Genomic DNA, 20059 nt, shown 5'->3' with positions numbered 1-20059 from the left:
ATGGGTTTCGCTTCGCTCTACCCATCCTACGGGCAGGATGCAGGGCAGCGCGCCAGCCGCCCCGCTCAGGGCGCCGGCTGCCCTTCGTCGTCGGAGTCCACCTGTTCCAGCCTGGCCTGCTCCCAACCACCGCCCATGGCGGCGATGAGCTGGACGCTGGCGGTGAGGCGGGTGCCGGTGAGGCTGAGCACGGTGCGTTCGTTGGACAGGGCGGTGGCCTGGCTGGAGACCACGCTGCTGTAGTCCTGCAGGCCGGCCTTGTACTGGTTGGTGACCAGGCGCAAGGCCTCGCGGGCGGACTCCAGGGCCTCCTGCTGCACGCCGCTCTCCTCTTCCAGCACGCTGAGCTGGACCAGGTAATCCTCCACCTCGCGGAAGCTGTCGAGCACGGTCTGGCGGTAGCTGGCCACGGTCTGGTCGTAGCTGGCCTCGGCCTGGTCGACCTGGGAGCGGATCAGGCCGCCGTCGAACAGGTTGAGGGCGAACTCGGGGCCGATGGACCAGAAGCGGTTCGGCGTGCTGATCCAGTCGCTCAGGCCGCCGCTGCGGTAGCCGCCGGTGGCGCTGAGGTTGAGGCTCGGGTAGTAGGCGGCCTTGGAGACCCCGATCTGCGCGTTGGCGGCGATCACCTTGCGCTCGGCTGAGGCCACGTCCGGGCGGCGCTCCAGCAGTTGCGAAGGCACCAGCGCCGGCACCTGCGGCAGACCCGGCACGCTGTCCACCTCGGCCAGGTCGAACTCGGCCGGCGGCACGCCGATGAGCACGGCGATGGCGTTCTCCAGCTGCGCGCGCTGGTACTTGAGGTCGATGGCCTGGGCCTGGGTGCTCTTCAGCTGGGTGCGCGCCTGGGCCACGTCGGCCCGGGTGACGATGCCGGCGCGGAACTGGTTCTCGGTGAGTTTCAGTGAGCGCTCGTAGGCCTGCACCGTGGCATCCAGCAGGCGCTTCTGCGCATCCATCACCCGCAGTTGCAGGTAGTTCTGCGCCAGCTCGGACTGCTGGCTCAGGCGCACGGCGGCCAGGTCGGCGGCGCTGGCCTGCATGCTCGCGCTGTCGGCTTCCAGCTGGCGGCGCAGCTTGCCCCAGAGGTCCAGCTCCCAGCTCACGCCGAGGGTGGCGCTGTAGCTGTTGGAGATACCGCCGCTGCCGCCACTGGTGACGGTGGAACCGTCGGACAGGCGCACGGTGCTGCTGCTCCCGCCCTGGCCGGAGCGGGTCTTGCTGGCGTTGGCGCTCACCGAGGGGAAGAACGAGGCGCGCGCACCCCGGGCCAGCGCCTGGGCCTGGCGGAACTGGGCGACGGACTGCGCCAGGGTCTGGTTGGAGGTTTCCAGGCGATTCTGCAGGTCGTTCAGGGTGGTGTCGCCGTACAGCTCCCACCAGGCGCCACGGGTCAGGGCGTCGGCGGGCGCGGCGGCCTTCCAGCCTTCGGCATGCTTGAACTGGGCGGGCACGGCATGGTCGGGTTGCTGGTAATCCGGCCCGATGGCACAACCGGCCAGGGCGATGGCCAGGGCCAGCACCGGGAACAGACGGCGGGTTTGCGGACTCATAGCGGTGTCTCCAGCGAAGCGTCGGTACGCACGCCGCGCCAGCGGTTGAAGCGATGGCGCAGGCGGTCGAGGTACAGGTAGACCACGGGGGTGGTGTAAAGGGTGAGGATCTGGCTCAGCACCAGGCCGCCGATGATGGTCACACCCAGCGGCTGACGCATCTCCGCGCCCTCGGCGCCGCCGATCAGCAGCGGCACCGCGCCGAGGATGGCGGCCAGGGTGGTCATCAGGATCGGCCGCAGGCGCAGCAGGCAGGCGCGGTGGATGGAGTCGGCGGGCGACAGGCCCTCGTTGCGCTCCAGTTGCAGGGCCAGGTCGATCATCAGGATGGCGTTCTTCTTGACGATGCCGATGAGCAGGAACAGCCCCAGCAGCGAGATCAGGCTGAACTCGCCGCCCAGCAGCTGGATGGTCAGCAGCGCGCCCACGCCCGCCGACGGCAGCGTCGAAAGGATGGTCAGCGGGTGGATGTAGCTCTCATAGAGGATGCCCAGCACCAGGTACACCAGCACCAGCGCGGCGAGGATCATCCACGGCTGGTTCTGCTGGGTGTCGGCGAAGGCATCGGCGGTGCCGCCCAGGCGCGCGACCACGGCGCTGGGCATGCCGATGGCCGCCACCGCCTTCTCGATGGCCACGGTGGCCTGGTCCAGGCTCACGCCCGGCGCCAGGTCGAAGGAGATGCTTTCCGAAGCGAACTGGCCCTCGTGGTTGACCCGGTCCTCCTCCAGGCTGCGCTCATAGCTGGCGAAGCTGGACAGCGGCACGCGCTGGCCATCGGCGGTGATCACCTGCACCTGGTCGAGGGTGGCCGGGTCCTGGGCGTATTTCGGGTTGACCTCCATCACCACCTGGTACTGGTTGAGGCTGTCGTAGATGGTGGAGATCTGCCGCTGGCTGTAGGCGTTGTTGAGCACCGCCGTGACCATGTTCATGTCGATGCCCAGGCGCTTGGCCGTCTCGCGGTCCACCTTCAGGGTCACCTGCTGGGCACCCTCGCCTTCCTTCGCGTCGATGGCGGTGAGCTCCGGCAGCGACTTCAGCGCCGCAGTCACCTGGGGCAGCCAGGTGCGCAGGTCGCCGAGGTCCTCGGCCTGCAGCACATACTCGTACTCGGAGCTGCGCTGCTCGCGGGAGCCGCCGGTCATGATGTCCTGGTCGGCCATCAGCATCAGCCGGCCGCCGGGCACCAGGGGCATGTCCTTGCGCAGGCGCTCGATGACCTTCTGCGCCGACAGCTTGCGCTCCTTGATCGGCTTCAGGCGCACGATCATGAAGGCGTTGTTGATGCCGCCGCTGCCACCGATGAAGCCGGCAACGCTTTCCACCGCCGGGTCCTTGAGCACGGCACGGCGGAAGATCTCCATCTTCGGCTGCATCACGCTGAACGACAGGCCGTCGTCGCCGCGGATGAAGCCGATCAGCTGCCCGGTGTCCTGCTGCGGCAGGAAGGTCTTGGGCACCACCACGTAGAGCGCGACGTTGAGGCCGATGGTGATGAACAGGCTGAGCAGGGTCAGGCGCGGGTGGCGCAGGGCCCAGCCGAGGGTCACGTCGTAGAGCCGGGTCATGCGCTCGTGGATGGCCTCGCTCCAGCGCTGCATGCGGCTGTCCTTGTCCGGCACGTGGGGCTTGAGCCAGCGCGCGCAGAGCATCGGGGTCAGCGTCAGCGACACCAGCAGCGACACCAGGATGGCCGCCGCCAGGGTCAGGGAGAACTCGCGGAACATGCGGTCGATGATGCCGCCCATGAACAGGATGGAAACGAACACCACCACCAGCGACAGGTTCATCGACAGCAGGGTGAAGCCCACCTCGCGGGTGCCCTGCAGCGCCGCCTTGAACGGCGGCATGCCGTCGTTGATGTGCCGCGAGATGTTCTCCAGCACCACGATGGCGTCGTCCACCACCAGCCCGGCAGCGAGGATCAGCGCCATCAGCGACAGCACGTTGAGGGAGAAGCCGAACAGGTACATCACCGCGAAGGTGCCCACCAGCGACACCGGCACCGCCAGCGCCGGGATCAGCGAGGCGCGCAGGCTGCCGAGGAACAGGTAGACCACCAGTATCACCAGCACCACGGCGATCAGCAGGGTGCGCTCGGCCTCGTGCAGGGTGGCGCGGATCACCGGCGAGCGGTCCATCGCCTGGTTCAGCTTGACGCTGGCCGGCAGCACCGCCTGCAGGGTCGGCAGCTGCGCCTTGATGCTTTCGATGGTCTCGATGATGTTGGCGCCGGCCTGGCGGTTGATCACCAGCAGCACCGCGTTCTCGTCGTTGAAGAAGCCGCTGTTGTAGCGGTCTTCCACCGCATCGCGGACCCGGGCCACATCGCCCAGGCGCAGGGCCGAGCCTTCCTGGTAGCGGAGGATCAGCGGCGCGTAGTCGGCCGCCTTCTCCAGCTGGTCGTTGGCGCCCACCTGCCAATGCCGCCCGTCGTCCTCCACCGCGCCCTTGGGCCGGCGCTGGTTGGCGGCGGCGATGCGGCTGCGCACATCGTCCAGGGACAGCCCGTACTGGTTGAGCAGTTGCGGCTCCAGCTCGACCCGCACCGCCGGCAGAGAACTGCCACCGATCTGCACCTCGCCCACGCCCTTAACCTGGGACAGGCTCTGGGCCAGGATGGTCGAGGCCAGGTCGTACAGCTGGCCCTTCTCCAGCACATCGGAGGTCAGCGACAGCACCATGATCGGCGCCTGGGACGGGTTGACCTTCTTGTAGGTGGGCATGCTGCGCATACCGCTGGGCAGCAGGTTGCGCGAGGCGTTGATGGCCGCCTGCACATCGCGGGCGGCGCCGTTGATGTCACGGTCCAGGTCGAACTGGATGATGATCCGCGTCGAGCCCTGGCTGGTGCGGCTGGTCATCTGGGTGACGCCGGACATGGTCCCCAGTGAACGCTCCAGCGGCGTGGTCACGCTGGACGCCATGATCTCCGGGCTCGCCCCGGGCAGGCTCGCCTGCACCGTGATCACCGGGAAATCCATCTGCGGCAACGGCGACACCGGCAACAGCCCGAAGCTCATGCCGCCCAGCAGCATGATCGCCAGGCTCAGCAGCATCGTAGCGACGGGGCGGTGGATGAACGGGGCGGATAAGTTCACTGCAGTGCTCCGCACTGAGCTGGAAGCTGGAAGCTGGAAGCCGGAAGCGAAAAGCTCACCCCCAAACGACTGCTCTGCCACTTCAAGCTTCCAGCTTCAAGCTTCAAGCTCGCCGCGCTCATACTTCGACTCCGGCGGCACTGCGGCCGGCGAAGCGCCGCGACAACCGATCGAAGGCCAGATAAATAACGGGCGTCGTAAACAACGTCAGCACCTGGCTGACCAGCAAACCGCCGACCATCACCAGGCCCAGGGGCTGGCGCAGTTCGGCGCCGGAACCGGTGGCGAGCATCAGTGGCACGGCGCCGAACAGCGCGGCCAGGGTGGTCATCAGGATGGGGCGGAAGCGCAGCAGCGCGGCTTGGTAGATGGCGTCCTCGGGGCTCATGCCCTGGTTGCGTTCGGCCTCCAGGGCGAAGTCGATCATCATGATCGCGTTCTTCTTGACGATGCCGATCAGCAGGATGATGCCGATGATGGCGATCAGGCCCAGGTCGTTGCCCGACAGCAGCAGCGCCAGCAAGGCGCCGACGCCCGCCGAGGGCAGCGTGGAGAGGATGGTCACCGGGTGGATGTAGCTCTCGTAGAGCACACCGAGGACGATGTACATGGTCACCACCGCCGCCAGGATCAGCAGCAGCGTGCTCGACAGCGAGGCCTCGAAGGCCGCCGCCGCGCCCTGGAAGCGGGTCTGGATGCCTTCCGGCATGCCGATCTCCTGCTGCACCCGCTCGATCACCGCCACCGCCTCGCCCAGGGCGACGCCGGGGGCCAGGTTGAACGACAGGTTCACCGCCGGGAACTGGCCGATGTGGTTGATCGCCAGCTCCGTCTGCCGCTCCTCGATGCGCGCCAGGGTGGCCAACGGTACCTGCACACCGTCGGTGCCGGCGACGCGCAGCTGCTGCAGCGCCTGCGGGCCGATGCGGTCGCCCGTGGCCGATTCCAGCACCACGCGGTACTGGCTGGCCTGGGTGAAGATGGTGGAGATCTGCCGCTGGCCGAAGGCGTCGTAGAGCGCGTCGGTGATGGCGGAAATCTCCACCCCCAGGCGCCCGGCCATGTCGCGGTCGATGTCCAGGTACACCTGCAGGCCCTTGTCCTGCAGGTCGCTGGCCACGTCCGAGAGCTCCGGCTGCTGGCTCAGGGCGTCCACCAGCTTGCCGGTCCACTCGCGCAGCAGGTCGGCGTCCGGGGATTCCATGCTGAACTGGAACTGGGTACGGCTGACCCGGTCCTCGATGGTCAGGTCCTGCACCGGCTGCAGGTACAGGCGGATGTCGCTGAGCTTGTCCAGCTGCGGCTGCAGACGCTGGATCACCTCGCTGGCGGTGAGGTCACGCTCGCCGTGGGGCTTGAGGTTGATCAGCATGCGCCCGCTGTTGAGGGTGACGTTGTCGCCGTCGACGCCGATGTAGGAGGTCAGGCTGGCCACCGCCGGGTCCTTCAGCACCAGTTCGGCGAGGCGCTGCTGGCGCTCGCTCATGGCGCGGAACGACACCGATTGCGGCGCCTCGGTGATGCCCTGGATCACGCCCGTGTCCTGCACCGGGAAGAAGCCCTTGGGCACCGCCAGGTAGAGCACCACGGTCAGGCCCAGGGTGGCGACCGCCACCAGCAGGGTCAGCGGCTGGTGGCGCAGCACCCAGCGCAGGCCGTGGGAATAGCGCTCGATCATGCCGTCGATGAAGGCGCCGCTGACGCGGTAGAAGCGGCCCTGCTCCTTCTCTTCCGGCTCGGGCTTGAGCAGCCGCGCGCACATCATCGGCGTCAGGGTCAGCGACACCACCAGGGAAATCAGGATGGCCACCGCCAGGGTGATGGCGAACTCGCGGAACAGCCGCCCCACCACGTCCGCCATGAACAACAGCGGGATCAGCACGGCGATCAGCGAGAAGGTCAGGGAGATCAGGGTGAAGCCGATCTGCCGGGCACCCTTGAGCGCGGCCTCCAGCGGCGTGGCGCCCTCCTCCAGATGGCGGGCGATGTTCTCCAGCATGACGATGGCGTCGTCCACCACGAAGCCGGTGGCGATGGTCAGGGCCATCAGCGTCAGGTTGTTCACCGAGAAGCCGGCCAGGTACATCACCCCGAAGGTGCCCACCAGGGACAGCGGCACGGCGATGGACGGGATCAGCGTGGCGCTGACCCGGCGCAGGAACAGGAAGGTCACCATCACCACCAGGGCGATGGCGATCAACAGCTCGTGCTGCACGTCGGTGACCGAAGCGCGGATGGTCTGGGTGCGGTCGGTGAGCACCACCACGTCCAGGCCCGCCGGCAGGTTGGCGGTCATCTTCGGCAGCAGCGCCTGGATGCGGTCCACCACCTCGATGACGTTGGCGCCGGGCTGGCGCTGGATGTTCAGCAGCACCGCCTCGTTCTGGTTGGCCCAGGCGGCCAGGCGTTCGTTCTCGGCGCCCTCGACGATGGTCGCCACGTCCTTCAGGCGCAGCGCCGCGCCGTTCTTGTAGGCGAGGATGAGGTTGGCGTATTCCTCCGGCGACTTCAGCTGGTCGTTGGCGTCCAGCATCGAGGTGCGGGTCGGGCCGTCGAAGTTGCCCTTGGGCTGGTTGACGTTGGAGGCGCTCACCAGCGAGCGCACGTCGGACAGGTTCAGGCCGTTGGCGGCGAGCGCCTCCGGGTTGACCTTGATCCGCACCGCCTGGCGCTGGCCGCCGGCGATGCTGACCATGCCGACGCCACTGATCTGCGACAGCTTCTGCGCCATGCGCGTGTCGACCAGGGTGTGCAGCTGCGGCAATGGCAGGGTCTTGGAGCTCACCGCCAGGGTCAGCACCGGGGTGTCGGCCGGGTTGACCTTGTTATAGACGGGGGGCGCCGGCAGGTCGTTGGGCAGCAGGTTGTTGGCCGCGTTGATGGCCGCCTGCACCTCCTGCTCGGCCACGTCCAGCTGCACCTCCAGGCTGAAGCGCAGGGTGATCACCGAGGCGCCGCCGGAGCTGGTGGACGACATCTGCGTCAGCCCCGGCATCTGCCCGAACTGGCGTTCCAGCGGCGCGGTCACGGCGCTGGTCATCACGTCCGGGCTGGCGCCCGGGTACAGGGTCATGACGCGGATGGTCGGGTAGTCCACCTCCGGCAGCGCCGAAACCGGCAGCAGGCGGTAGGCGATCAGGCCGGCGAGGAGAATCGCCAGCATGCTCAGCGTGGTGGCGACCGGCCGCAGGATGAACAGGCGGGAGATGTTCATACGCCGCCTTTTTCAGCCTTGCCGCCCTTCTCGGCGCCCTTGTCCGCGCCTTGCAACTGCTCGCTGGGCTGGGTCGGTACCTGGTCGCTGTCGTGCACCACTTCCACCTCGCTGCCGTCGCGCAGGCGGTCGGTGCCTTCCAGTACCACGCGCTCGCCGACCTTGAGCCCGGCCTTGATCACGGTGCGCTCGCCATCGCTCGGGCCGGTTTCCAGGGCCTGCACGCGCACCTTCTTGTCGCCATCCATCACGTAGGCAAAGGTGCCCTGGCTGCCGAACTGCACGGCGGCGGACGGGATCAGCACCGACTGCTTGAGGGTGTCGGCCAGCAGGCGCACGTTGACGAACTGGTTGGGGAACAGCGTCTCGCCCTCGTTGGCGAAGCGCGCCTTGAACTTCAGGGTGCCGGTGGCGGTGTCGATCTGGTTGTCCAGGCTCTGCAGCACGCCCTCGGCCTGCTTCAGGGTGTCGCCACGGTCCCAGGCTTCCACCGCCAGGGCATTGCCCGCACGGAAGCGCGTGACCACCGCCGGCAGCTGGTTCTCCGGCAGGGTGAAGGTGACGCTGATGGGCTTGGTCTGGGTGATCACCACCAGCGGCGTGGTGTCGCCGGAGCTCACCTGGTTGCCCAGGTCCACCTGGCGCAGGCCCACGCGGCCCGACACCGGGGCGCGCACCTGGGTGAAGCTGAGGTTGAGCTTGGCATCGGCCACCGCGGCCTGGTTGGCCTTCACCGTGCCCTTGTACTGGCCCACCAGGGCTTCCTGGGTGTCCAGGGTCTGCTTGGCGATGCTGTCCTCGGCGTACAAGCCGCGGTAGCGCGCCAGGTCGATCTCGGCGTTCTTCAGCTGCGCCTGGTTCTGCAGCAGCGTGCCCTCGGCCTGTTGCAGCGCCACCTCATAGGGGCGCGGGTCGATCACCGCCAGCAGGTCGCCGGCCTTCACCTGCTGGCCTTCCTCGAAGGCCAGCTTCATCACTTCGCCGTTGACCCGGCTGCGCACGTTCACCGTGTTCAGCGAGGTCACCGTGCCCAGTGCCTTGTAGAACACCGGGAAGTCACCCTCGCTGGCGGCCGCCACGCGCACCGGCACCGGCCCGCCGAACGCGCCGAAGCCCGGGCGCGCCATGCCGGCGGGGCCGGGTCGGGTACGGGTCGCCTCCCCTTCCGGGTGCTTGGACGAGGCCGGCCAGAACCACCACACCAGCGCCACCAGGGCGGCCAGGCAGAGGGTGATGATCAGCCAGTTGCGGGAAGGACGGGGGCGCGAGTCTTGTATCGAGGACATGATTCAGGGTCGGTCTGTGCGAGAGCGTGCACGATAAGCACTCGGCGCCCATAGGCAAAGTCTCTTTACCGCCTATTTACCCATTCCTTACCGCAGCGATGGCGCGCCCTTGAGCGGTGGCGGCCCTTGGCGGCTCCCTGCGCAAATGTCACATCTCCTTTCCGCGCCCGCTCTTGTCCATCAAGCCGCCCCGCGCGACCATGCGCGCTTGCCTTGCCGATTATTGGGAGCGCCCCGTGTTCGAACGACTCAAGCAGCAGTTCTCCACCCTGCGCAGCCGCGCCGACTTCCACGCCCTGCGCATCGTCCGCCAGAGCGGCGAGCACTGCCGGGTACGGCGCAACGTCGCCGAGCCGCCGTTCTTCTCCAGCGACCTGGGTGCCATGCTCAGCGTGCGCATCGATGGCGTCGAAGCCTATGCCGCCACCAGCGACCTCAGCACCGAAGGCCTGCAACGCGCCCTCGACCTGGCCGAAGCCCGCGCCCGGCTGATCGCCCCGCACAACCTGGTGGACGCCCGCGTCGCCCCGCCCCAGGGCCGCGCCGAGTACCGCTCCCCGGGCCTCGACACCCCGCTGCCCAGCATCGCCGAGCGCATCGAGCTGCTGCGCGAGGAATCCGCCGCGGTGCCCACCGACCCGCGCCTGGTCAACTGGACGCTGCTGCTCAGCGTCAACCGCCACGAGCAGCTCTACCTCAACAGCGCCGGTGCCGAGCACTGGCAGGAACTGCAATTCGTCTACCCTGGCGCCAGCGTCACCGCCTTCGACGGCCACGACAGCCAGACCCGCAGCTTCGGTGGCTACCACGGCGGCCAGCAGGGCGGCGCCGAGGTCATCCAGCGCCTGGGCCTGCGCGGCTCGACGCCCCGCGTGGCCGACGAGGCGCTGCAGCTGCTGCTGGCGCCCAACACCCCGGAAGGCCCGCGCGACCTGCTGCTGATGCCCGAGCAGATGATGCTGCAGATCCACGAATCCATCGGCCACCCGCTGGAGCTGGACCGCATCCTCGGCGACGAGCGCAACTACGCCGGCACCAGCTTCATCCGCCAGGAAGACTTCGGCCACTACCAGTACGGCTCGGCGCTGCTCAACGTCAGCTTCGACCCGGGCATCCCCGAGGAGCTGGCCAGCTACGGCCACGACGACGACGGCAGCGCCGCGCAGAAGACCCTGCTGATCGAAAGGGGCCTGCTCCTGCGCCCCCTCGGCGGCGCCCTCTCGCAGCAACGCAGCGGCCTGCCGGGCGTGGCCAACAGCCGCGCCTGCAACTGGAACCGCGCGCCCATCGACCGTATGGCCAACCTCAACATCGAGCCCGGCAACCAGCGCCTGGAGCAACTGGTCGGCGGCATCGAGCGCGGCATCCTGATGACCACCAACCGCTCCTGGTCCATCGACGACGCGCGCAACAAGTTCCAGTTCGGCTGCGAATGGGGCCAGCTCATCGAGAACGGCGAGCTCAAGGGCGTGGTGAAGAACCCCAACTACCGGGGCATCTCCGCCAGCTTCTGGCGCAGCCTCGCCGCGGTGGGTGACGCCAGTACCTTCGAGGTGCTCGGCACGCCCTTCTGCGGCAAGGGCGAGCCCAACCAGGTGGTGCGGGTGGGCCACGCGTCCCCCGCCTGCGTGTTCAGCCAGGTCGACGTATTCGGAGGTGCCGCCTGATGAGCGTCCATATCGACTCCCGCGAAGCCGGCTTCGCCGCCCTCGCCGCCCCCCTGCGCCAGGCCATGCGCCCCGGCGAAGACTTCACCCTCTGGTACAGCGCCGAGGAATCCGACTTCATCCGCTTCAACCACGCCCGCGTGCGCCAGGCCGGCCATGTATCCCAGGCCGGCGCCACCCTGCAGCTGATTGCCGCCGAGCGCCAGGCGCAGATGGCCGTCACCCTCTCCGGCCAGCCGGACGAAGACCGCCAGCGCCTGGCCGACGGCCTCGAACGCCTGCGCGCGGTGATCGGCCAGTTGCCGCCCGACCCCTACCTGATGCCCGACCGCACGCCCTGGCAGCGCCGCCATGTCGACAGCCAGCCGCTGCCCGACCCGGCCGCCGTGCTGCCCTGCATCAGCGCCGCCGCCGAAGGGCTGGACATGGTCGGCATTTACGCCGCCGGCCCGCTCTACCGGGGCTTCGCCAACAGCTGGGGCGCCTTCGGCTGGCACAGCGCCCACTGCTTCAACTTCGACTTCAGCCTGTTCCACGCCAACGGCCAGGCGGTGAAGGCCGACTACGCCGGCCAGGGCTGGAACGACGAGGAGTTCCTCCGCCGCTTCGCCGCCGCCCGCGCCCAGCTGGAGCACCTGGGCAAGCCCCTGCGCATCCTCGCCCCGGGCGGCTACCGCGCCTACATCGCCCCGGCGGCGCTGGAGGAGATCACCGGCATGCTCTGCTGGGGCGGTTTCTCTGCCCGCGCCCTGGCCAGCAAGGAAAGCCCGCTGCAACGCCTGGACGACGGCGCCCGCTTCAGCCCGCTGCTGGGCCTGCACGAACAGGTGGCCGGCGCCCTCTCCCCGCCCTTCACCGCCGAGGGCTCGCCGCGCAGCGACGTCGCCCTCATCCAGCAGGGCCGCCTCACCGGCCGCCTGGTTGGCTCGCGCAGCGCCCGTGAATACGGCCTGCCCGGCAACGGCGCCAGCGGCGACGAAAATCCCCTGGCCCTGGTGATGGACGCCGGCACCCTGCCCGAAGCCGACGCCCTCGCCGCCCTCGGCACCGGCCTCTACATCGGCAACCTCTGGTACCTCAACTGGTCCGACCTGCCCGCCGCCCGCATCACCGGCATGACCCGCTTCGCCACCTTCTGGGTGGAGGACGGCCGCATCCAGGCGCCGGTCAGCACCATGCGTTTCGACGACAGCCTCTTCGACCTCCTCGGTGACCAGCTCGAAGCCCTAACCGCCGAACGCCAGCTGCGCCTCTCCGCCAGCACCTACGACGAACGCCAGACCCTCTCCTCCCTGCTCCCCGGCGCCCTGGTCAAGCGCCTGCAGCTCACGCTATAGCGCCACACCCCCCGTAGCCCGGGCTTCAGCCCGGGAGCGGGTTTCCCACGCCCTACGGAGCCGACCGCTGCGTAGGGTGGATGACGCTTCACCCATCCACCATCGGCGCCCCGCCACACACCGCTGGTGGAGGTAAAGGGCGACCTCCACCCTACACACGGGTCAACGCCGTACATGGCCCCGCGCAACCCCGTCGGTCGGCCCTGGCACGCCTCGTAGGAGCGAGCTCTGCTCGCGAAGCTGTTGCTCGAACCCGTGGGAATTCATTCGCGATGAAACATCCGCCCACTCGCAGCCCGGTGCCGGCGGTGGGTCCTTCGCGGCTGAAGCCGCTCCCACAGAGAATGCCCGCAGCGAGGCTGCACACTGCTGCGTTGGGCCTCGCTACGCTCGGCGCCAACCTACGAATTCGACCGGTGCGTAGGGTGGATGACGCTTCACCCATCCACCATCGGTGCCCCGCCCGACACCGCTGGTGGAGGTAAAAAGCGACAACCCCCACACACGGCTCAACGCCGTGCCTGGCCACGGATTAGCGCCCAAAGAAAAGGGAGGCCAATGGCCTCCCTTTTTCGTCACCCTCGCCCGATCAGAGCACGGCGATGGCGGCTGCGTAGTCCGGCTCGTCGGCGATTTCGCCTACCAGCTCGCTGTGCAGCACTTTGTCATTCTCGTCCAGCACGACCACGGCGCGGGCGGCGATGCCGGCCAGGGGGCCGTTGGCAATGGCGACGCCGTAGTCCTTGAGGAACTGCGCGCCACGCATGGTGGACAGGTTGATCACGTTTTCCAGGCCTTCAGCGCCGCAGAAGCGCGCCTGGGCGAACGGCAGGTCGGCGGAGATGCACAGCACCACGGTGTTGGCCAGCTTGCTGGCTTCGGTGTTGAAGGTGCGCACGGAGGTGGCGCAGGTGGGGGTGTCGACGCTCGGGAAGATGTTCAGCACCTTGCGCTTGCCGCTCAGGCTGGCCAGGGTCACGTCCGCCAGGTTGCCGCCGACCAGGCTGAAAGCCGGTGCCTGGGCGCCTTTGGCCGGCAGTTGGCCATCGACGCTGACGGGGTTGCCCTTGAGGGTTACTTGAGCCATGGAATTGATCCTTTTATTGATGGGTTGTTCTGTACTGCAAGCAAGAGTGCCGCAGGATAATGAATTCCGACCGGCAAGTCAGATATTTAATCCAAGCTTCACGTAGGCCCCCACCACACCCCCTCAAACGACAATGCCCGGCATCTCGGCCGGGCATCTGTCAGGTCGCACAGCGCGCTGGGCTCAACCGTTGGAGCACCCATTGCCGAACACCATGTACTCGAGGCGGTGGACCTTGCCCTGGTGGTCTTCATAGGTCAGGTAGGCCGGCACCACGCCGCAGACATCAGGGACTTCGCTGCGGGAGATGACCCGGGCGATGTCCAGCTCCATGCCGTAGTGGTACTGCTCGGCCTGGGTGGGAGCGGGTTGTTCGGGGGCGGCAGCGAAGACGAGAGGAGACAGGCCGGCCAGGGCCAGCAACATGAACGCTTTCATTGATCTGTTATCCGAATTGCCTTGGAGGGAGGGGCTTCGGCCCGCTCTCCACGAACGGGCCGAAGGTACTGCGCAACACCGCAGGACGGTGAGGTAGATCAGCATGTGCGCCTCGTCGTGGGAGGCAGGTCAATTTTAAGGAGCGCCACCCGGCGCTTACAGACCGATCCAGCACAAGGACTGTGGCCGCTGGCTCAACAATCCCTCAGCCCCGCGAAGCGTCCCCGCCCTGCCCCTCGTCCACCACCACGGTGCAGGTCATTCCCGCCGACAGCGCCAGCCCTTCGGGCACCTCGTCCAGGTGGATGCGCACCGGCACGCGCTGGGCCAGGCGCACCCAGTTGAAGGTGGGGTTCACGTCCGCCACCAGCTCGCGGCTCTCGGGGTTGTCGCGGTCGTAGATGCCCCGGGCGATGCTGTCGACGTGCCCCAGCAAGCGCTCGCCGCTCATCAGGCGCATCTCCACTTTCGCGCCCACGCGGATGCGCGGCAGGCGGGTCTCCTCGAAGTAGCCGTTGACGTAGAACGAGCGCCCGTCCACCAGCGCCATGCTGGCCTGGCCGGTGCGCGCGTAGTCGCCCCGGTAGATGTTGAGGTTGGTGACGTAGCCGTCCACCGGCGCGCGCACCTCGGTGCGTTCCAGGTCAAGCCGCGCCGCATCGCGTTGGGCCAGGGCACGGCGGTAGCGGGCCTCGGCGCCGTTGGCGATATGGCTGGCGTCCTCGCGGCTCTCCCGCGACACCACCAGGTCGTCCATGTCGGCGCGGCGACGGGCATTGAGGCGGCGCATGTCCAGCTCGGCGCGGGCGGCGTCCACCTCCGCCTCGGCCTCGCTCACCGCCAGCGCGTAGTGCGACGAGTCGATGCGCAGCAGCACGTCGCCGGCCTTCACCGCCTGGTTGTCGCGCACCGGCACCTCCACCACCAGCCCGGCGACATCGGGGGCGATGTTGATCACATCAGCGCGCACCCGGCCGTCGCGGGTCCAGGCCGACTCCATGTAGTGCTGCCACAGCTGGTGCACCAAGGTCACCGCCAGGGCGAGGATGAGCAGGGTCGCGACGACACTGATGATTCGTTTCACGGACAGAGATCTCTCAACGGTAGGTGGCCAGCGCCAGGGCGCCGTACAGGCAGGTGAACAGGCTGACCCGCAGCAGCACCGGGTGCCAGGCGTGCTGGTACAGCCCCAGGCGCGCGGCCAGGCGGTCGAGCACCCAGCCACCGGCCAGGGCCAGGAGGAACAGCAGCGTCAGGCTGGGCAGGTAGACGCCGTGCAAGGCGATCTCACGTGGCATGGGCGAGTACCGGGGCAGGTGCCGGCTCGAGGGCATCAGCCCAGGGCGCCAGCGGGTCGAGCAGGGAGGTGCGGATGAAGTGCAGGTAGCTCTGCAGGCGGCGCAAGGGCGAGGTTTCGAACTGCGGCGCACAGGGCTCGGGGGTGGCGCGCACCGCCTCGATGGCCTGCTCCACCGCCTGCAGCGCACGCAGGCGGTTGCCCTCGCCGGGCTGGATCAGCAGGCGGATCAGCGCCCGCCCCATCACCCGCACCGATTGCCGCCAGGGCATCGACTCGGCATAGCAGGACAGCGCCGGCAGCCGTGCCTGCTCCAGGCGCAGTTCGATCACCGCGTGGCCCACCTCCTGCACCGCGTACATCCAGCGCAGCAGGCGGCGCTGCACGTCCGGGCGCCCGGCGGAGAAGGCATAGGCCTGGGCCAGCAGGTCCCGGGTGCCGCTCTCGAAGCCGCTCACCAGCCCACGGATGCGCCCGCTCACGGTGTGCACCGCGCACAGGCGCAGGTCGTGCTCCAGGCGCCGCCACAGCCAGGGCCGGTTGGGCGGCAGGATCAGCGCCGCCGCCAGGGTGGCCAGGGTCATGGACAGCAGCACCGCCAGGTACTCGTTGAACAGCCGGTAGGGGTCGTAGTGGGTCAGGTTGGCCGGCAGCGACAGCAGGCAGAACCACACCAGCAGACCGACGCCGTAGCCCGACCACTGGCTGCGCGAGAGCAGCAGCGCGCCCAGGGCGAAGGTGGGCGCCAGGGCGCAGCAGAGCATGGCGAAGCCGTCCAGCCAGGGCAGCACCCAGAAGGTGGTCGCGATACCGGCCAGGGCGCCGCCGGTGGCGCCGATGGTCAGCTGCAGGGCCAGGCGCTTGGGGTTGGAGGATGACGACGCCAGTGCCGAGATCATCCCCACGGTCATGGTGAAGGTCTCCCCGGCCGGCCAGGCGGTGGCCATCCAGAAGGTGCCCAGGGCGAGGATCAGCAGGCTGCTGCGCATGCCGGCCACGGCAGCGGCCAGGGCGTTGGCGCGGGGGCGGAAGCTCTCCCGCCAGTCCTCGCGGGCGTGGCGGTGGTCCAGCAGCGAGGCCAGGGTCAGGGCGTAGCTGTGGAGGTCGTCGACGAAGCGGAACAGCAGCTCGGCGGCGGTATCGAAATCCAGCGCGCCGGCCTCGTCCACCTGCTGCATGGCCAGGCGTCCGCGCCCGGCGCGGATCAGCTGCATCAGTTCCTGCCGGCAGGCCGCCAGGCGCCCGGCGAACTCCGCCGCCTCGGCGTCGCTGCCCAGGCTCTCGCGCTGGGCGGCCAGCAGCGCGGCCACTTCCGCCAGGCAGGGCGCCAGGGCCTCGCGCACCAGCTGCCCGGTCGGTTCCACGGCAGCGGCCAGGCGGTTGAGCAGCTGGTGCAGGGCGTGGAAGCGCGTGGAGAGCACCATGAACTCGTTGTTCAGCCGCCCCAGGCGCCCGGCGCGCAGGCGCATGTGCGGGTCTTCGAAGGCGGTGGCGTTGCGCAGGTTCTCCAGGCCCACGGCAGCGGCGGCGAAACGTGCGTTGAGGGCCTCGAAGCGCTCGCTGTCCAGGCGCCCGGCCAGCCCCTCGCAGGCGAAGGCGGCGAAGTCGCGGAAGCGCGCCTGCAAGGTGGCGCGCAGATCGGCGCTGCTGGTCTGCGGCAGCACCAGGGCGTTGACCAGCCCGGTGCAGAGGATGCCGAGGGTGATCTCCAGCACCCGCCACAGCGCCTGCATAAAGGCGCCTTCCGGGTGCAGGGTCGCCGGCAGGCCGATGATCACCGCCGTGTAGCCGGCCAGCACGCAGGCGTAGCCGCGAAAGTCCCGGTAGCGCGCGGCACCGGCGGTGCACAGGCCGATCCAGATGGCCACGCTGAGCATGAACAGCACCCGCTCCTGGTTGAACAGGGCGATCAGCGCCACCATCACCGTCAGCCCCAGCAGGGTGCCGATGATGCGGTAGAAGCTCTTGGCCAATACCTGGCCGCTCTGCGGCTGCATGACGATGAACACCGTCACCAGCACGGTGCCCGGTTGCGGCAGCTCCAGGCGGTAGGCCAGCCACAGGGCGATGAAGGCGGTGAGCAGGGCCTTGAGGATGAACACCCAGGTCAGGCCCTCGGTGCGCGCCCAGTTGGCCAGGTCGCGGCGCAAGGTTGTGGTCATGGTCGTTTCTCAGGGATGGGGGATGTGCAGCGTGGGTTCGCTGGGCGTCAGTCGCGCCGGCTGCGGGCCGGCGGCCACCGGCAGCACGCCGCCGCCCAGTTGCAGCAACAGGTCGGCCTGGGCCACCAGGCGTGCGGCGCGCACCTGCTGCTGCAGGCGCTGGGCCTGGAGCAGCGCCGGTTGCGCCTCCAGCACCGCGCGCTGGTCGGTGAGGCCGCGCTGGCGGGCCAGCTGGGCCAGGTCGAAGGCGTGTTGCGCCTGGGCCACCGACTCGGCGGCCAGGTGCTGCTGCTCGCGCAGGGATTTCAGCCGCACCAGGGCATCGGCCACGCCCTTGATCGCCAGCACCAGCGCCTGGTTGTAGCCCTCCACCGCCAGGTCGTAGCCGGCCCCCGCCTCGGCCAGGCGGCCACGGCGCAAGCCACCGTCATAGACGGGCAGGGACAGCGCCGGGCCCAGGCCCCAGGTCAGCTTGTCGTAGCGCAGGAAGTCCAGCACCCCACCCTGCACCGCCGAGGTGCCGAGGCCGCCGAGCAGGTCGACGTTGGGGTAGAAGTCCGCCTTCGCCGCCTCGATGCCCCGCGCTTCGGCCGCCACCCGCCAGCGCGCGGCCACCAGGTCCGGCCGGTGGCCGAGCAGCTCCAGGGGCAGGCGCGGCGGCAGGCCCAGGTCCAGCAATGGCGACAGCGCCGGGCGTTGCAGGGCCTCGCCCTCCCCCGGCCCCGCGCCGGCCAGGGCGGCGAGCTGGTTGTGGTCCAGCGCGATGGCTTCGTGCAGCAGGTCGATCTGCCGGTGGGCCTCGGGCAGGCCCAGCTGCGCGCGGGTCTCCTCCAGGCCGGTGCCGATGCCGTCGTGGCGGCGCTGGCGGGTCAGTGCCAGCAGCTGTTCCTGGCGGGCCAGTTCGGCTTCGGCGATATCCAGCTCGGCGTGGTGCAGGGCCAGCCCTATGTAGCTGCGCACCAGGTTGCCCTGCAGCTCCAGGGCTGCCAGGCGCGCCTCGCTCGCCGTCGCCCGGGCCTGGTCGAGGGCCGACTCGCCGCGGCTGCGCTCGCGCCCCCAGAGATCCAGCGGATAGCTGAAGCCCAGCTGGCTGGTGTTGTTCCAGCTGCTGCTGCGGGCCAGGTCGCCGGGGCCGTAGAAGGCGTCGTCGGGCCAGCGCTTGCGTTGCAGGCTGGCGTCCAGGCCCAGTTGCGGCGCCTCGTCGGCCTCCACCACACCGGCCCGCGCCCGGGCCTGGCGCACCCGCGCGGCGGCCATGGCCAGGCTCGGGCTACCGGCCAGGGCGCGGTCCATCCAGCGGTCCAGCTGCGGGTCGCCATAGGCGCGCCACCACTGCCCGGCGGGCCAGCCGGCCTCGGCCTGGGCGGCGCTGATGGCAGCGCCCGGCGCCAGTTCATGGGCGTCCAGGGGCCGTGAGGATGGCGCAAGGCCGGAGGAATCGATACAGGAACACAGAAGCGGGAAGACAGCGAACAGACTGGCTCGGGTCAACCCGGGCCGACGATTGCGGGGCACGTGCGGCACATCCTGAGGCAAGGGCCGAAAAGGCCCGAAACGGCGGCGATTCTATGTGTGGCCCGGCCTCGGGATAAGCGCTCGGATAGGCGATTCATTGTGTACTGATCGGCCATAATCCCCTCGGTACTTCATGCCAGAATTCGCATCCCTTCCAGGCCGGAGCCCTTCATGGACATCCTCTTCAACATGCGCGCCTTCGTCTGCGTGGCCGAAACCGGCAGCTTCACCGCTGCGGCGGCCCGCCTCGACCTCACCACCTCCTACGTTTCGCGCGCCGTGGCCACCCTGGAAACCCACCTGCGCACCCGCCTGCTGCACCGCACCACCCGTCGCATCGCCCTCACCGAAGCCGGCCAGCGCTACCTGCTGCGCTGCGAGCAGATCCTTGGCTACATAGAGGAAGCCGAAGCCGAAGCCAGCGAAGCCCACGCCCGCCCCGCCGGCAACCTCAAGGTCCACGCCATGACCGGCATCGGCCAGCACTACCTGATCAAGGCCATCGCCCAGTACAGCGAGACCTACCCCGACGTCAGCTTCGACCTGACCCTGGCCAACCGCACCACCGACATCCTCGACGAGGGCTACGACATCTCGGTGGTGATCGCCCAGGAGCTGCCCGACTCGGGCTTCATCTCCAAGCAGCTCGGCACCACCTACAGCGTGCTCTGCGCCTCCCCTGCTTACATCGCCAAGCACGGCGCCCCGCGCCAGCCGTCGGACCTCACCCAGCACCGCTGCCTGCGCCTGGTGAACTCGGTGATGGCCCTGGACAAATGGCTGTTCGAAGGCCCCGACGGGCAGCAGATGATCTCCATCAACCACACCCCCTTCCAGGCCAACACCGCCGACGCCATGACCGAGGCGCTGATCGCCGGCATGGGCATCGGCGTGCTGCCGGTGTACTCCGCCGTGAAGGGCCTGGCCGACGGCAGCCTGGTACGCGTGCTGCCGCGCCACAGCCTGTTCCCCCTGGGCATCTACGCCCTCTATCCGTCGCGGCAGTTCCTCGACGCGAAGATCCGCACCTGGGTGGAATTCCTCCGCGACTTCCTCCCCGACCGCCTCAAGGCCGACGACGCGGTGATCACCGCCTGCAGCAATGCCCTGCCACCGCAGCCGTAGGCTGAACACCGCGTCACCCGCCCAGCATCCGTGGTCACGCCGGGCTCCGCCGGTGGATGAAAAGAGCGCCATCCACCCTACATCCGGCCCACCTCGGTGCCCCACTCCAGCACCACGGTCGCCGCTGCGTAGATACCGTCTTGATCCCTAGTGAGCAAGGGCCAGTTTTACGTCGTACGGCTGGCCCGATTTCAAGACGCCATAAGCGATGTTCAGCAGCTTACGCATCGCTGCGCAGATGATCTGCATGCCGGTCTTGCCCTTGGCTCTGAGG

General features: G+C 68.9%; 13 protein-coding genes and 1 pseudogene. 3 read left to right on the top strand and 11 right to left on the bottom strand.

Features of this window, described 5'->3' with window-relative positions; genetic code table 11:
- Positions 1 to 65: 65 nt before the first annotated feature.
- From RTW82_RS26740 to RTW82_RS26725, 4 genes are all read right to left on the bottom strand, one after another.
- Complete coding sequence (locus RTW82_RS26740; RefSeq protein WP_316926983.1) at positions 66 to 1553, bottom strand: efflux transporter outer membrane subunit; 1488 nt, start codon at positions 1551 to 1553, stop codon at positions 66 to 68.
- Entirely contained in the window at positions 1550 to 4657 is a 3108-nt protein-coding gene (locus tag RTW82_RS26735) for an efflux RND transporter permease subunit (RefSeq protein ID WP_316926982.1), read from the bottom strand. The genes RTW82_RS26740 and RTW82_RS26735 overlap by 4 nt, the downstream gene beginning before the upstream one ends.
- Positions 4658 to 4775: 118 nt before the next feature.
- Positions 4776 to 7871, bottom strand: coding sequence for an MdtB/MuxB family multidrug efflux RND transporter permease subunit (locus RTW82_RS26730; RefSeq protein ID WP_316926981.1), 3096 nt, complete (start codon positions 7869 to 7871; stop codon positions 4776 to 4778).
- Positions 7868 to 9160, bottom strand: coding sequence for an MdtA/MuxA family multidrug efflux RND transporter periplasmic adaptor subunit (locus tag RTW82_RS26725; RefSeq protein WP_410478860.1), 1293 nt, complete (start codon positions 9158 to 9160; stop codon positions 7868 to 7870). Before RTW82_RS26725 ends, RTW82_RS26730 begins: the two co-directional genes overlap by 4 nt.
- Positions 9161 to 9393: 233 nt before the next feature.
- Here RTW82_RS26725 and RTW82_RS26720 point away from each other — a divergent pair, with 233 nt between their 5' ends.
- Together RTW82_RS26720 and RTW82_RS26715 are read left to right on the top strand one after the other, a co-directional pair.
- Positions 9394 to 10824 (top strand): TldD/PmbA family protein, encoded by a 1431-nt coding sequence (locus RTW82_RS26720; RefSeq protein WP_316926979.1) that lies wholly within the window; start codon positions 9394 to 9396, stop codon positions 10822 to 10824.
- Positions 10824 to 12161 carry a TldD/PmbA family protein gene (locus RTW82_RS26715; RefSeq protein WP_316926978.1) on the top strand — a complete coding sequence of 446 codons (1338 nt, stop codon included), beginning with the start codon at positions 10824 to 10826 and terminating at the stop codon, positions 12159 to 12161. The genes RTW82_RS26720 and RTW82_RS26715 overlap by 1 nt, the downstream gene beginning before the upstream one ends.
- A 589-nt stretch (positions 12162 to 12750) precedes the next feature.
- Here RTW82_RS26715 and tpx read toward each other — a convergent pair.
- From tpx to RTW82_RS26685, 6 genes are all read right to left on the bottom strand, one after another.
- The gene (tpx, locus tag RTW82_RS26710; protein ID WP_316926977.1) at positions 12751 to 13248 is read right to left on the bottom strand and encodes a thiol peroxidase; all 498 of its coding nucleotides are present in this window, start codon (positions 13246 to 13248) and stop codon (positions 12751 to 12753) included.
- A gap of 183 nt (positions 13249 to 13431) precedes the next feature.
- Positions 13432 to 13686, bottom strand: a complete 255-nt coding sequence (locus tag RTW82_RS26705) for a DUF2790 domain-containing protein (RefSeq protein ID WP_111261556.1) — start codon at positions 13684 to 13686, stop codon at positions 13432 to 13434.
- Positions 13687 to 13891: 205 nt separating this feature from the next.
- Complete coding sequence (locus RTW82_RS26700; RefSeq protein ID WP_316927078.1) at positions 13892 to 14776, bottom strand: HlyD family secretion protein; 885 nt, start codon at positions 14774 to 14776, stop codon at positions 13892 to 13894.
- A gap of 7 nt (positions 14777 to 14783) precedes the next feature.
- Entirely contained in the window at positions 14784 to 14984 is a 201-nt protein-coding gene (locus tag RTW82_RS26695; protein ID WP_021219158.1) for a DUF1656 domain-containing protein, read from the bottom strand.
- A complete protein-coding gene (locus RTW82_RS26690; protein WP_316926976.1) occupies positions 14974 to 17145 on the bottom strand; it encodes an FUSC family protein in 2172 nt (723 codons plus the stop codon). The genes RTW82_RS26695 and RTW82_RS26690 overlap by 11 nt, the downstream gene beginning before the upstream one ends.
- Positions 17146 to 17154: 9 nt before the next feature.
- Positions 17155 to 18660 carry an efflux transporter outer membrane subunit gene (locus tag RTW82_RS26685; RefSeq protein ID WP_316926975.1) on the bottom strand — a complete coding sequence of 502 codons (1506 nt, stop codon included), beginning with the start codon at positions 18658 to 18660 and terminating at the stop codon, positions 17155 to 17157.
- 171 nt (positions 18661 to 18831) lie between these two features.
- Here RTW82_RS26685 and RTW82_RS26680 point away from each other — a divergent pair, with 171 nt between their 5' ends.
- Complete coding sequence (locus RTW82_RS26680) at positions 18832 to 19785, top strand: LysR family transcriptional regulator (RefSeq protein ID WP_111261561.1); 954 nt, start codon at positions 18832 to 18834, stop codon at positions 19783 to 19785.
- A gap of 147 nt (positions 19786 to 19932) precedes the next feature.
- On the opposite strand, the pseudogene RTW82_RS26675 reads toward RTW82_RS26680, so the two are convergent.
- Positions 19933 to 20059, bottom strand: a pseudogene (locus RTW82_RS26675) (IS110 family transposase); the annotation flags it as partial.

It is taken from the genome of Pseudomonas sp. zfem005, from assembly GCF_032621735.1.
GTDB lineage: Bacteria > Pseudomonadota > Gammaproteobacteria > Pseudomonadales > Pseudomonadaceae > Metapseudomonas > Metapseudomonas solani.
The sequence above is the reverse complement of the archived record's forward strand: the minus strand, read 5'-3'. Positions and strand labels throughout refer to the sequence as shown.